Below are 12142 nucleotides of genomic sequence, written 5' to 3'. Positions count from 1 at the left end.
AATCCTTTAGCTCGACTTTCCGAGCCGCAGGCCGACGCAACCATGCGCGGCAAAGCGGCTGATGGTGTAGCGGCCTGTCGGCAGCGCGATGCGGCGCTCGAACCGGCCCTGCGGCAGTTCGAGGCGCAGGATGCGGGCGTTGCGGAGTTCAGGGGGCAGGGTGCGGCGGCCGGAGATCACCAGCGTGCCGCCGTCGAGCGCGGCCTCGACCTCGTCGGGATCGACCCCCGGCAACGCGACCAGGATCAGGATTTCATCCTCGGTCTCGATCACGTCGGTCGGCGGTTCCCAGCTCGGCTCGGTGCTTCCCGCGCGCGGGTGCAAATTGAGGAAGCTCTGGTGCAACCGTTCGGCGCGGGCGAGCGCCTCGATCGCATCCGACAGCATCCAGTTGATCTGATCCTTGGGCCGCATGGGCACTCTCCACGTCGCATTGGGAGGCGAGGTTACCGGTCTTGCCGCCGACCGTAAACCGGCACCTCGCGCCGTTGATCGAGGGTAAAATTGTCCGAAATCTCGCGAATTGCGGCATGGCTGCGATGCAGCTCGATGTTCTGATCGCTGCCTACAGCCAGCCGGAACGCCTGAACCGCCAGAACAGCGCGCCGCATGCGACCAGCATCAGGCCCATTACGACGAAATAGCTGTACTCCCATTGCAGCTCCGGGATGTACTTGAAATTCATGCCGTAGATGCCGGCGACGGCGGTCGGCACGGCAACAATCGCAAGCCATGAGGCGAGCTTCTTGGAGATCGCCGTTTCCTGCGCCTGACCGACTAGCAGGCTTGCTTCAAATGCAAAGGCGAGCACCTCGCGCAGCGAGTCAATTCGCTCCTGGATCGTGCGCACGTGGTCGGTGACGTCGCGGAACAGCGGGCGCATCGTCTCGCGCACCATGGGGAGGTTGTCGCGTTCGAGTCTGCGGCAGACCTCCACGAGCGGCCCGACCGCATTGCGCAGCCGCAGCAGGTCGCGTCGCAGCAGATAAAGCCGCTCGATCTGTGCCCGCGTCATCGCGCTCGCAAGCACCTCCGCTTCCATTGTCTCGACCTCTTCCTGGATCGTCTCGAGAGCCGGCGAGTAGTTGTCGACGATGAAATCGAGAATGGCATAGAGGATGTAGTCCTCGCCGCGGGCAAGAGCGCGCGGGCAGCTCTCGCAGCGTTCCCTGACCGGCGTATAGGACGTCGAGGCGCCGTGCCGGACCGAGACGATGTATCCCTCGCCGACGAACAAATGCGTTTCGCCGAACGCGATGCTCTCGCCGTCGAGCTGCGCGGTGCGTGCCACGATGAACAGCGCATCGCCATATTGTTCGATCTTCGGCCGCTGATGCGCGTGATCGGCGTCTTCGATCGCGAGGTCGTGCAGCTGGAATTGCCGCTGCAGGCTGCTCAATAGCGTCATGTCGGGTTCGTGCAGGCCGATCCACACAACGTGATTTGGCTTGTTGCGCCAGCTCGCGGCCTCATCGATTGCGATATTGGCGATGCGTCGTCCCTCGACGTAGACGCTTGCCGCGATCACGCCGTCGGAGGAAACAGGCCCGGAGGTTGCGACATTTGGCGATACGAGGTTCATGGTCTCAGCCCTCGGTTATCGAACCCGCTTGACGCTACTTGTCGCCAAAAGGCTAGCACTGAATGGGCGCTGGTCAACACGCAGAGGCGTTGGGTTCCGGCTGGCGCCGGACGGCACAGGCGATCCCATCGCGGGGCTACCCGTCCTTATGCGGCTCCTATGCCGCACCGCGGCGTGCCCTCTCGAATTCCTACGGCCTTCCCAGCATCTTTTGCCGTGATGCGGTGCGCTCGCGCGCGCCGCCAAACGGGAAGGTGGCACATGACCTTGCTCCATTACCACGATGCCCGGCCGCACGGTTCGGCCGGCGCCATGCCCTTGATGCTGCGGCGGACCGTCAGGCGGATCGGCATCGTCTTCAGGACTGTTCACCGCGCGATCGCCGCCGCCAAGATTCATCGGCTCCGCAATGAGCTGCTGCTGCATCGCGGCCACGAGGATTGGGCGCGGACCAACCTCAACGTCGGCATGCTCGGCGGTGACGCCGAGAGATATCCGCGGGCGCCGGTCGTGCTCGGCGAGAAGTGGGACTACTGAGATGCGCGCAGTTTCGTTCATCGCTGCCCTGCCGCGCCGCGCCGCAGAAGGGCTGCTCGCATTCCTCGCCTGGATCGGCGAGGAGCCGATCAGCGGCTACCGGCCCGAGGCGCATTACATGCGCGGTCCGGGACCTGCGTGGCGGGCCAAGCATCGCGGGCGTTAGAACGAGATGACTTTACCCGGAATCGGCGACGGACTCCGCTTCACCTCGCCCCGCGTGCGGGGAGAGGCGTAGGCCGCCTTCGGCGGCCGTTCTCAAGAACGCCGAAGCAAGGCTTCGGCTACGACGCATCGTCAGATGCGTTCCGGGTGAGGGGGAGCCCCCGCAAACGTAGCTATCACCGTGTAAGCGGAGACGGCCCCTCACCCCAACCCTCTCCCCGCAAGAGCGGGGAAAGGGAGCGCGGTGCCGTCGTAGTCGCTACACAGCCCAATCTCATCACGCTTTAGCAGACCAGTTCACGTCGCTTCACGTCGCGGCGCCAGATGATCGAGCAGGTTCATCGGCAGCGGGAAGACCACGGTGGAGGAGCGCTCGCCGGCAATGTCGTGCAGCGCTGCGAAGTAGCGCAGCTGCATCGCCTGCGGCTCCTGGGCGAGGATCCGGCCGGCCTCGACCAGCTTCTCGGCGGCCTGTTGCTCGCCCATCGCGTTGATCACCTTGGCGCGTCGCAGCCGCTCGGCCTCGGCCTGCTTGGCGATCGCCCGCACCATCGTCTCATTGAGATCGATATCCTTAATCTCGACCCCGGTGACCTTGATGCCCCAGACGTCGGTTTGCCTGTCGAGGGTCTCCTGGATATCGGCGTTCAACTTGTCGCGCTCCGCCAGCATCTCGTCGAGCTCGTGCTTGCCGAGCACCGAGCGCAGCGTGGTCTGCGCAAGCTGGCTGGTCGCAGCCATGTAGTCGCTGACCTTGATGATGGCGCGCTCGGGATCGACGATGCGGAAGTAGAGCACGGCGTTGACCTTGACCGAGACGTTATCGCGGGAAATCACGTCCTGTGGCGGCACCACCTGCACCACCACCCTGAGATCGACCTTCACCAGCTGCTGCACCACCGGAATCAGGATGATGAGCCCCGGACCCTTCACCCCGGTGAAGCGGCCGAGCGTGAAAATGACGCCGCGCTCGTATTCGCGCAGCACGCGCACGGCCTGGGTCAGGAATACGATGATCAGCAGCGCGATCGCCGCATAGGTGAAATAATCAAGCATCATGCTGTACCTCCTTCGCCGGGAGAGGCCGGCGCACGCCGTACCACCAGCGTCAAATCGATGATGTTGGCGACCTCGACCGTGTCTCCCGCGGTGAATGTCTCGGTGCTGCGCGCTTGCCAGCGTTCGCCGTTGGTGAAGACGTGACCTGTGGTCTCCGACCAGTCGAGCACCTCGGCCGATAGCCCGCGCATGGCTTGCGCACCGATCCGCACCGGGCCCTTGCGCGCGCGGCGCAGCGCGCCGAGCACGACGAGAATGAGCCCCGTGAACATCGCGGCGACGATGCCGATGACCGGCCATGACAGCCGGTATCCGGGCGCCTCGATCCGAAACAGCATGGCTGCTCCAAGCACGAAGGCGACGATTCCTCCGAGGCCGATCACGACGGTCGGGTTGAAGGCCTCGATTGCGAGCAGCGCGATCCCGACCAGCATCAGGGCGAAGCCGGCGTAGTTGATCGGCAGCATGTTGAGTGCGTAGAGGCCGAGCAGCAGGCAGATCGTCCCGACAACCCCCGGCGCCACGGCACCGGGCGACATGAACTCGAAGATCAGGCCATAGATGCCGACCATCAGGAGAATGAATGCGATGTTGGGGTCGGTGATGACCGCAAGCGCGCGCGCGATCCAGGTTGGATCGATGGCCTCGATCGCGGCGTCCCTGGTCGCCAGGCGTTGCGTCTTGCCGCCGGGGAGCTCGATCGTCCGGCCATCGACCTGCCTGAGCAGGTCGGCCGGGTCGCGCGCGGTGAGATCGATGACGTTGGCTTGCAGCGCGGCGTTGGCGGAGAGGGTGGCGGCATCGCGCACCGCCTTCTCGGCCCAGTCGGCATTGCGACCGCGCAATTCGGCGAGGCTGCGGATGAAGGCAACGGCATCATTCGTCGCCTTCGCGGTCATGGCATCCTTGGTTTCGGACGGATGGCCGCCGTCCTTCTGGTCCTTGCCGCCCTTGTCCGGGGTGCCGCCCGGCAGCCCCGGTATCGGGCCGCCAATCTGCACCGGCGTCGCGGCGCCGATATTGGTGCCGGGCGCCATGGCCGCGAGATGGGTCGCATAGAGGATATAGGTCCCGGCGCTCGCGGCATGGGCGCCGGATGGCGCAACGTAGCCGACCACGGGAACGGGCGAGGCCAGCACGTCGGCGATGATCTCACGCATGCTGGTGCTGAGACCGCCTGGGGTATTCAAACGCAGGATGACAATTTCGGCGCGACGCTCGGCAGCCTTGGCCAGGCCGTCCTTGACGTAGCTGGCTGCTGCCGGCCCGATGGCCCCGTCGATTGAAATGGTCAGAGCAAGACGGCTGTTGTCCGCGGCCGGACCGGGACGGATGGAGATAATCAGCGCGACCAGGACGGTCGCAACAACGAGGGCCGCCTTGAAGGTGGTGTGCACGGCAAGCACTCCCTTGCCGTGCATATGGGGCGCCGTTTCGGAACCTCAAGTTGGCGTCGTGTCACGGGCACCGTGCGCTGATCGCATTGTGCATTGCGATGGCATATGTCGGGTCGGCAAATCTCAATGCGCGGCTGCGAGGTACTCGTCGGCAAGCTCAGCCATCGCCTGCGAGACCTCGGCCTTTGCCGACCCGTTCAATTGCACGATCGGCAGCCGCGTCGCCGGCTGCATGAATCCCAGAAGCGCCAGCGCGAACTTCAATGCGGCGGGATGCTCGCGCTCCAGCAAGGTCGCAAGCGGCACCAGGCGCTGGTGCAACTCCCGCGCCTGATACAATCGTCCCTCGCGGAAATGCCTGTGAACGGCCACGTATAGATCGGGCGCGACGTTCGTCACGACCGAGATGCAGCCATCGCCACCGGTGGCGAGCCAGGCCAGCGAGGAGGCATCGTCGCCGGTCAGCATCCGGAATGTCGCCGGCAGGCGTGAGCGCAGGCGCGCCAGCCGGGCAACGTCACCGCTGCCGTCGCGTAAACCCACGAAGCGCGGCGATGCGGCGAGCTCGAGCAGCGTCTCGTCGGCAAGGCCATTGACCGTGCGCGACGGAATGTCGTGCAGGATGACAGGCAGCGTAGTGGCCGCGGCGACGGCGCGGAAATGCGCCGCCGTGCCCTGTGGCATCGGCTTGTTGTAATAGGGCACGACCGACATGACGGCGTCGGCGCCGGCCGCTTCCACGGCCCGGGCCAGCGTGACGGCATGACCGGTCGCATTCGATCCGGCGCCGGCGATGATGCGGACCCGCTTGCGCGCGACGTCGGCCGTGATGCGGACGAGCTGCGCGCGTTCCGCAGGCTCCAGCGTCGCGCTTTCACCTGCGGTCTCGCCGACCACCAGCGCGGTGGCACCCGCCGCGATCTGGCGCTCGCACAGCCGGCCGAACGCGTCCGCGTCGATCTCGCCCCGATGGTTGAAGGGGGTCGGAAGATCGGGGATGAAGCCCGACAGCCATCCGGCCAGGTCGGCTTTTGCAGCCGTTTGCCAGGTCATGGGTGGCTCATGCCACGCGGCTTGCGGGGAAGCTCGCGGTCTCGCCGCGCATATCGAGCTCGATCTCTCGCGACAACTCGACGATCATTTCAGGATGCTGGCCGTTCTCGAACAGCGCGTATTTGAGGGCCTGGGCGCGGTTGACGAACAGGCCGCCATAGAGGCCGTTCTGTTGCTGGGCGACCCACTGGCCGCGATGGTTGCGGCCGATGAAGACGACGGTGGACGCGGCGCTACACGAGGGAGGTTCGACGAGTTTCACGGTGGTGGTCCTTCTTGTTGTTTCTGACGCGTTTTCCTCACGCGAACCGGTATCCGGTTCGTTCGAACACGCTTCAGTCACGGTCACGCGATCAATGTCTGATTTGCCGGATATGAAATCGAGCGCGAAGGACGACCGACTTCATAGGAGCGGCATAGGATTTGTGGGGATGGTCTAGAGGCGCTGGACGATGCCGGTGCCGAGCGCGCACAGCGCGACATAGGCGGTCATCTCGTCCCAGTGGTTGAGGTTTGCGGCAAACGGCATTTCGCGCTGGGCGATCCCGGCAAAGGCGCAGATCACGGCCGACATCCACAACAGCGTGACGAGGCCCTTGCCGAAGCCGGCGCCGGCGAACACGGCAAAGCCGATCATGATGGCAAGCCGGAAGCCGAACCGGACCATGACCTGGACCGACTGCAGCTGCCGCGGCAGTTGTTTGGTGTCCACGGCCGCGCCGCCATCAGCCGATATTGTCGACGAACAGCGGCTCGTACAGCGCCCGCGTGTCGCGACGCACCGTCGGCACGCTGGTTCGGCTATCGGGTGCGGAGATCCGCTGCGCCTCGACGAAGGCGCTGAGGATCGCAAGCGCAAGATCGGTGTGGTGAGTCTCGATCGACTGGTCGAGCCAGTCGGGCAGCTCGCGTTCGCGCGACAATGCGCAATGCCACTCGCCCTCGTCATAGACCAGGCGGCGGATCTGCCATTGCGGCAGTTCCAGATCGAGCAGCGCGATCGCGGCGTCGGTCCAGGCGCCTGACTGGATCAGCCGCTCGACCCGGCGGGTCTTGCCGCTCTGTCCGACCGAGGGAAAGCGCCGGCAGGTCTGGCTGATGATGTCGGCCATGAATTCGGCTGTGACCGCATAGGCGTCGCGCAGCCGTTCGCCGAGATCGATGGAGGTGTTTTGGGAAAGCACTGACATGGCGTCATCTCGTCTTGCGCGGCCCGGGGTATTGGCCGCAAGCCAAAAATGGCCGGACCGCCATTTGAAAACGAGATGAGGCGGGGGACGGAGATATAGGGATTCCATAAAGACCAAGCTGTCGTCCTGGCGGAGGACCCATTGCCACCGAATCTGCTTGTGAGATCAGGTTGGGGCCCCAGCCATCGCAAAACTCGGCCCTGTGGTTATGGGTCCTGGCTTTCGCCGGGACGACTGCGGAGAGCGCCTGCCACCTTTATAGGATTCCTATAACGTCCTTATTCGCCACCTCTCGAAAACCTATGCCCCGGATGGCACCTCACGGCCATCCGGCGCGGAGCGCTTATACGGTCGCCCACCGCGCCTCCTCGGACGCATAGGAGTCTCTCATGATGGACATTCTCATGGCGGCGCTTGCGGTCGGCTTCTTTGCGGCCGGCATCGGCTACGCCTACGCCTGCGAACGGCTATAGGGGAGGCGGCGATGATCTTCGATTACTCGCTCGCCGGCCTCGTCTCGCTCGGCCTGCTGTTCTACCTCACTTACGCATTGCTGCGGCCCGAACGCTTCTAGGCGGCCCGCGATGTCAACGCTTTGCACAATTCTGTTAGCCGACGCGGTGCTGACCGGGCTGTTGCTCGGCTTGTTCGCGTCGATGCTGCGCTTCGCTCCCATTCGAAAGGTTTGACGCAATGACCGTCATCGGCTGGATTCAAATTATTCTGTTCTGCGCGATCGTTGCCGCGCTGGTCAAACCGCTCGGCTGGTACATGACCCGCGTGTTCAACGGCGAGCGCACCTTCCTGTCGCCCGTGCTGCGCCCGGTCGAGCGCGGCATCTACTGGGTCGGCGGCGTCGACGAGCGCCGTGAGCAACACTGGCTGACCTATACGGTCGCCATGCTGCTGTTCCATGTCGGCGGCTTCGCCATCATCTACGGCCTGATGCGGCTGCAGGCGGTGCTGCCGTTCAATCCGGCCGGGCAATCGGCGGTCGCCGAGGACCTTTCCTTCAACACCGCGATCTCCTTCATCACCAACACCAACTGGCAGAACTACGGCGGCGAGAGCACGCTGTCCTATCTGGTCCAGATGGTCGGCCTGACCCACCAGAACTTCCTGTCGGCGGCGACCGGCATCGCGCTGGCGATGGCGCTGATCCGCGGCTTCACCCGCTCGTCGATGCGCACCGTCGGCAATTTCTGGGTCGACGTCACGCGCTGCACGCTCTACGTGCTGCTGCCGATCTGCGTCGTCTACGCGCTGTTCCTGGTCTGGCAGGGCATGCCGCAGACGCTCGGCGCCTATGTCGACGCCACCACGCTGGAGGGCGGCAAGCAGACCATCGCGCTCGGGCCGGTGGCCTCGCAGGTCGCGATCAAAATGCTCGGCACCAATGGCGGCGGCTTCTTCAACGCCAACGCCGCGCATCCGTTCGAGAATCCGACCGCGCTGTCGAACCTCGTGCAGATGGTCTCGATCTTCGCGCTCGGCGCCGCCATGACCAACGTGTTCGGCCGCATGGTCGGCAACGAACGCCAGGGCTGGGCGATATTCGCCGTGATGGGCATCCTGTTCGTCGCCGGCGTCACCGTCACCTATTGGGCGGAAGCCAACGGCACCTCGGCGCTGCACGCGCTCGGCCTCACCGGCGGCAACATGGAGGGCAAGGAGGTCCGCTTCGGCATCGTCGCGTCCTCGCTGTTCGCCGTCGTCACGACTGCCGCCTCCTGCGGCGCTGTCAATGCCATGCATGACAGCTTCACCGCGCTCGGCGGCATGATCCCGCTGATCAACATGCAGCTCGGCGAGGTCATCATCGGCGGCGTCGGCGCGGGCTTCTACGGCATGCTGCTGTTCGTCGTGCTTGCGATCTTCGTCGCCGGCCTGATGGTCGGCCGCACTCCGGAATATGTCGGCAAGAAGATCGAGGCGCGCGAGGTCAAGATGGCGATGCTCGCGATCCTGGTGCTGCCGCTGATGTATCTCGGCTGGACCGCGGTCGGCGTGGTACTGCCGTCGGCGGTGGCCTCGATGGCGAACTCCGGCCCGCATGGCTTCACCGAGGTGCTGTACGCGTTCACCTCGGCCACCGGCAATAACGGCTCGGCCTTCGCGGGCCTCACCGGCAACACCCTGTTCTACAATCTGACGCTCGCTTCCGCGATGTTCGTCGGCCGCTTCTTCATGATCGTGCCGGCGATGGCGATCGCGGGTTCGCTGGTCGAGAAGAAGTCGATCCCGGCCTCGGCGGGCACCTTCCCGACCACCGGCGGGCTGTTCGTCGGCCTCGTCATCGGCGTGATCCTGATCATCGGCGGTCTCACGTTCTTCCCGGCGCTGGCGCTCGGGCCGATCGTCGAGCACCTCGCCATGAACGCCAACACCCTGTTCTGATCGAATTGTCCGGAGTGACAACCATGGAAACCACAAGACTGCAAAAGCAGGTGACGGCGTCGACCATGTTCGACCCGAAGATCCTGGTGCCGGCGATCCGCTCGGCCTTCGTCAAGCTCGATCCCCGGCTGATGGCGAAGAACCCCGTGATGTTCGTGGTCGAGGTCGTGGCCGCGTTGACCACGGTGATCTTCGTCCGCGACCTCGTCACCGGCAGCGCCAATCTCGGCTTCACCTTCCAGATCATCCTCTGGCTCTGGTTCACGGTGCTGTTCGCCAACTTCGCCGAGGCCGTCGCCGAAGGCCGTGGCAAGGCGCAAGCGGAATCGTTGAAGAAGACCCGGACCGAGAGCCAGGCCAAGCTGTTGACCGGCACCGACCGGACTTATCGCATGGTGCCCGGCACCTCACTGAAGGTCGGCGACGTCGTGCTGGTCGAGGCCGGCGACAACATCCCGTCCGACGGCGAGGTGATCGAAGGCGTGGCCTCGGTCAATGAAGCCGCGATCACGGGTGAATCCGCGCCCGTGATCCGCGAGTCCGGCGGCGATCGTTCCGCGGTCACTGGCGGCACCCAGGTGCTGTCGGACTGGATCCGCGTCCGCATCACCGCGGCCCAGGGCTCGACCTTCATCGACCGCATGATCAAGCTGGTGGAGGGCGCCGAGCGGCAGAAGACGCCGAACGAGATCGCGCTCAACATCCTGCTGGCCGGCCTCACCATCATCTTCGTGTTCGCGACGGTGACGATCCCGAGCTATGCGGCCTATGCCGGCGGCTCGATCTCGGTCGTGGTGCTGGTGGCGCTGTTCGTGACGCTGATCCCGACCACGATCGGCGCGCTGCTGTCGGCGATCGGCATCGCCGGCATGGACCGCCTGGTGCGCTTCAACGTGCTGGCGATGTCCGGCCGCGCGGTGGAAGCTGCCGGCGACGTCGACACGCTGCTGCTGGACAAGACTGGCACCATCACGCTCGGCAACCGCCAGGCGACCGCGTTCCGTCCGATCCGCGGCGTCGCCGAGCAGGACCTCGCCGACGCGGCGCAGCTTGCCTCGCTAGCCGACGAGACGCCGGAAGGCCGCTCGATCGTGGTGCTGGCCAAGGAGAAATACGGCATTCGCGGCCGTGACATGCATGAGCTTGCCGCGACGTTCGTGCCGTTCACCGCGCAGACCCGCATGAGCGGCATCGATGCAGGCTCCTCGTCGGTCCGCAAGGGCGCGGTGGACGCCATCCTCGCCTATGTCGACGGCGGCTCGCCCCGCACCGTCGCCTCGGGCAACACCGTCCGCGCGGTCGCGGCGACGATGAGCGCCGAAGCGCGCGAGATCCAGTCGATCGCCGACGAGATCGCCAAGGCCGGCGGCACGCCGCTGGCCGTCGCGAAGGACGGCAAGCTGCTCGGCGTCGTGCATCTGAAGGACATCGTCAAGGGTGGCATCCGCGAGCGCTTTGCCGAGCTGCGCCGGATGGGTATCCGCACCGTGATGATCACCGGCGACAACCCGATGACCGCGGCCGCGATCGCGGCAGAGGCCGGCGTCGACGACTTCCTGGCGCAGGCAACCCCCGAGGACAAGCTCAAGCTGATCCGCGACGAGCAATCCAAGGGCAAGCTGGTCGCGATGTGCGGCGACGGCACCAACGACGCACCGGCGCTCGCGCAGGCCGATGTCGGCGTCGCCATGAACACCGGCACGCAGGCCGCCCGCGAGGCCGGCAACATGGTCGACCTCGATTCCAACCCGACCAAGCTGATCGAGGTGGTCGAGATCGGCAAGCAGCTGCTGATGACCCGCGGCGCGCTGACCACGTTCTCGATCGCCAACGACGTCGCAAAATATTTTGCGATCATCCCCGCGATGTTCCTCGCGTTCTATCCGCAGCTCCAGGTGCTGAACGTCATGCACCTGGCGAGCCCGCAGAGCGCGATCCTGTCGGCGATCATCTTCAACGCGCTGATCATCATCGCGCTGATTCCCTTGGCGTTGAAGGGCGTCAAGTATCGCGCGGTCGGTGCCGGCGCGCTGCTCGGCCGCAACCTGATGATCTACGGCCTCGGCGGCATCATCATCCCGTTCATCGGCATCAAGGCGATCGACCTCGTCGTCGCCGCTCTGGGCCTAGCTTAAGGAGCCGCAATCATGTTGAAAGAAATCCGCCCCGCCATCCTCGTGCTGGTCCTGCTGACCGCGATCACCGGCCTTGCTTATCCGCTCGCCATCACCGGGATCGCCGGCGTCATCTTCCCGCGGCAGGCGCAAGGCAGCCTGATCGAGCAGGACGGCAAGGTGATCGGCTCCGCCCTGATTGGGCAGGAGTTCAAGGAAGATAAATACTTCCACGGCCGGCCGTCGGCGACGGTCGCGCCCGATCCGAATGATTCTTCCAAGACCGTGCCGGCGCCCTACAACGCGGCCAATTCCGGCGGCTCCAACCTCGGCCCGACCAGCAAGGCGCTGAACGACCGGGTCAAGGAGGATGTCGAGAAGCTGAAGGCGGAGAACCCGTCCGCCAGCGTGCCGGTCGATCTTGTGACAACGTCGGGCAGTGGGCTCGATCCGGACATCTCGCCGGACGCCGCGCTGTTCCAGGTGCCGCGGGTCGCCAGGGCGCGCAGCATGTCCGAGGATGCGGTGCGCGAGCTGGTGACGCAGAACACGCAGGGCCGCTTCGCCGGCGTGATCGGCGAGCCCCGTGTTAACGTTCTTGCGCTCAACCTGGCGCTCGACGCGGCAATGCCGAAATAGGGGAGTAGG

General features: G+C 65.2%; 14 protein-coding genes. 6 read left to right on the top strand and 8 right to left on the bottom strand.

Annotated elements, in window-relative coordinates:
* Positions 1 to 6 precede the first annotated feature (6 nt).
* Positions 7 to 414 carry an Hsp20/alpha crystallin family protein gene (locus QA639_RS32250; RefSeq protein ID WP_028332710.1) on the bottom strand — a complete coding sequence of 136 codons (408 nt, stop codon included), beginning with the start codon at positions 412 to 414 and terminating at the stop codon, positions 7 to 9.
* Between the two features lie 151 nt (positions 415 to 565).
* A complete protein-coding gene (gene corA, locus QA639_RS32245) occupies positions 566 to 1582 on the bottom strand; it encodes a magnesium/cobalt transporter CorA (protein ID WP_050383269.1) in 1017 nt (338 codons plus the stop codon).
* A gap of 261 nt (positions 1583 to 1843) precedes the next feature.
* On the opposite strand from corA, the gene QA639_RS32240 reads away from it, so the two are divergent.
* Both QA639_RS32240 and QA639_RS32235 read left to right on the top strand, forming a co-directional pair.
* The gene (locus tag QA639_RS32240; protein WP_028332708.1) at positions 1844 to 2119 is read left to right on the top strand and encodes a hypothetical protein; all 276 of its coding nucleotides are present in this window, start codon (positions 1844 to 1846) and stop codon (positions 2117 to 2119) included.
* A gap of 1 nt (position 2120) precedes the next feature.
* The gene (locus QA639_RS32235; RefSeq protein ID WP_157345484.1) at positions 2121 to 2285 is read left to right on the top strand and encodes a hypothetical protein; all 165 of its coding nucleotides are present in this window, start codon (positions 2121 to 2123) and stop codon (positions 2283 to 2285) included.
* A gap of 296 nt (positions 2286 to 2581) precedes the next feature.
* Here the strand turns inward: QA639_RS32235 and QA639_RS32230 are convergent, their stop codons facing one another.
* The 6 genes from QA639_RS32230 to QA639_RS32205 form a co-directional block, all read right to left on the bottom strand.
* A complete protein-coding gene (locus tag QA639_RS32230) occupies positions 2582 to 3343 on the bottom strand; it encodes a slipin family protein (RefSeq protein WP_028332707.1) in 762 nt (253 codons plus the stop codon).
* Entirely contained in the window at positions 3340 to 4764 is a 1425-nt protein-coding gene (locus tag QA639_RS32225) for an NfeD family protein (protein ID WP_038377250.1), read from the bottom strand. The genes QA639_RS32230 and QA639_RS32225 overlap by 4 nt, the downstream gene beginning before the upstream one ends.
* A 99-nt stretch (positions 4765 to 4863) precedes the next feature.
* Entirely contained in the window at positions 4864 to 5793 is a 930-nt protein-coding gene (gene dapA / locus QA639_RS32220) for a 4-hydroxy-tetrahydrodipicolinate synthase (RefSeq protein WP_050383267.1), read from the bottom strand.
* A gap of 7 nt (positions 5794 to 5800) precedes the next feature.
* Positions 5801 to 6055 carry a hypothetical protein gene (locus QA639_RS32215; RefSeq protein ID WP_028352033.1) on the bottom strand — a complete coding sequence of 85 codons (255 nt, stop codon included), beginning with the start codon at positions 6053 to 6055 and terminating at the stop codon, positions 5801 to 5803.
* Between the two features lie 174 nt (positions 6056 to 6229).
* Entirely contained in the window at positions 6230 to 6505 is a 276-nt protein-coding gene (locus tag QA639_RS32210; RefSeq protein WP_283088040.1) for a hypothetical protein, read from the bottom strand.
* Positions 6506 to 6518: 13 nt separating this feature from the next.
* On the bottom strand, positions 6519 to 6983 hold the full coding sequence (locus QA639_RS32205; protein WP_050383266.1) for a hypothetical protein: 465 nt from the start codon (positions 6981 to 6983) through the stop codon (positions 6519 to 6521).
* 484 nt (positions 6984 to 7467) lie between these two features.
* Here QA639_RS32205 and QA639_RS32200 point away from each other — a divergent pair, with 484 nt between their 5' ends.
* The 4 genes from QA639_RS32200 (at position 7468) to QA639_RS32185 (ending at position 12133) form a co-directional block, all read left to right on the top strand.
* Positions 7468 to 7557, top strand: a complete 90-nt coding sequence (locus QA639_RS32200; RefSeq protein WP_016846764.1) for a K(+)-transporting ATPase subunit F — start codon at positions 7468 to 7470, stop codon at positions 7555 to 7557.
* Positions 7558 to 7676: 119 nt separating this feature from the next.
* The gene (kdpA, locus tag QA639_RS32195; RefSeq protein ID WP_157345482.1) at positions 7677 to 9380 is read left to right on the top strand and encodes a potassium-transporting ATPase subunit KdpA; all 1704 of its coding nucleotides are present in this window, start codon (positions 7677 to 7679) and stop codon (positions 9378 to 9380) included.
* 23 nt (positions 9381 to 9403) lie between these two features.
* Positions 9404 to 11515, top strand: coding sequence for a potassium-transporting ATPase subunit KdpB (gene kdpB, locus QA639_RS32190; RefSeq protein ID WP_028332701.1), 2112 nt, complete (start codon positions 9404 to 9406; stop codon positions 11513 to 11515).
* A 12-nt stretch (positions 11516 to 11527) separates the two neighbouring features.
* Entirely contained in the window at positions 11528 to 12133 is a 606-nt protein-coding gene (locus QA639_RS32185) for a K(+)-transporting ATPase subunit C (protein ID WP_283088039.1), read from the top strand.
* The last annotated feature ends 9 nt before the right edge of the window (positions 12134 to 12142 follow it).

Origin of the sequence: Bradyrhizobium pachyrhizi (assembly GCF_029714545.1) — a bacterium.
Lineage (GTDB): Bacteria > Pseudomonadota > Alphaproteobacteria > Rhizobiales > Xanthobacteraceae > Bradyrhizobium > Bradyrhizobium pachyrhizi.
This window is presented reverse-complemented; position numbering and strand designations above follow the sequence as displayed.

What these genes read in the sequence shown, in the direction of transcription:
- QA639_RS32250 (WP_028332710.1), bottom strand. Translation starts at nt 414, where the DNA reads ATGCGGCCCAAGGATCAGATCAACTGGATGCTGTCGGATGCGATCGAG.
- corA (WP_050383269.1), bottom strand. Translation starts at nt 1,582, where the DNA reads ATGAACCTCGTATCGCCAAATGTCGCAACCTCCGGGCCTGTTTCCTCC.
- QA639_RS32240 (WP_028332708.1), top strand. Translation starts at nt 1,844, where the DNA reads ATGACCTTGCTCCATTACCACGATGCCCGGCCGCACGGTTCGGCCGGC.
- QA639_RS32235 (WP_157345484.1), top strand. Translation starts at nt 2,121, where the DNA reads ATGCGCGCAGTTTCGTTCATCGCTGCCCTGCCGCGCCGCGCCGCAGAA.
- QA639_RS32230 (WP_028332707.1), bottom strand. Translation starts at nt 3,343, where the DNA reads ATGATGCTTGATTATTTCACCTATGCGGCGATCGCGCTGCTGATCATC.
- QA639_RS32225 (WP_038377250.1), bottom strand. Translation starts at nt 4,764, where the DNA reads ATGCACGGCAAGGGAGTGCTTGCCGTGCACACCACCTTCAAGGCGGCC.
- dapA (WP_050383267.1), bottom strand. Translation starts at nt 5,793, where the DNA reads ATGACCTGGCAAACGGCTGCAAAAGCCGACCTGGCCGGATGGCTGTCG.
- QA639_RS32205 (WP_050383266.1), bottom strand. Translation starts at nt 6,983, where the DNA reads ATGTCAGTGCTTTCCCAAAACACCTCCATCGATCTCGGCGAACGGCTG.
- QA639_RS32200 (WP_016846764.1), top strand. Translation starts at nt 7,468, where the DNA reads ATGATCTTCGATTACTCGCTCGCCGGCCTCGTCTCGCTCGGCCTGCTG.
- kdpA (WP_157345482.1), top strand. Translation starts at nt 7,677, where the DNA reads ATGACCGTCATCGGCTGGATTCAAATTATTCTGTTCTGCGCGATCGTT.
- kdpB (WP_028332701.1), top strand. Translation starts at nt 9,404, where the DNA reads ATGGAAACCACAAGACTGCAAAAGCAGGTGACGGCGTCGACCATGTTC.
- QA639_RS32185 (WP_283088039.1), top strand. Translation starts at nt 11,528, where the DNA reads ATGTTGAAAGAAATCCGCCCCGCCATCCTCGTGCTGGTCCTGCTGACC.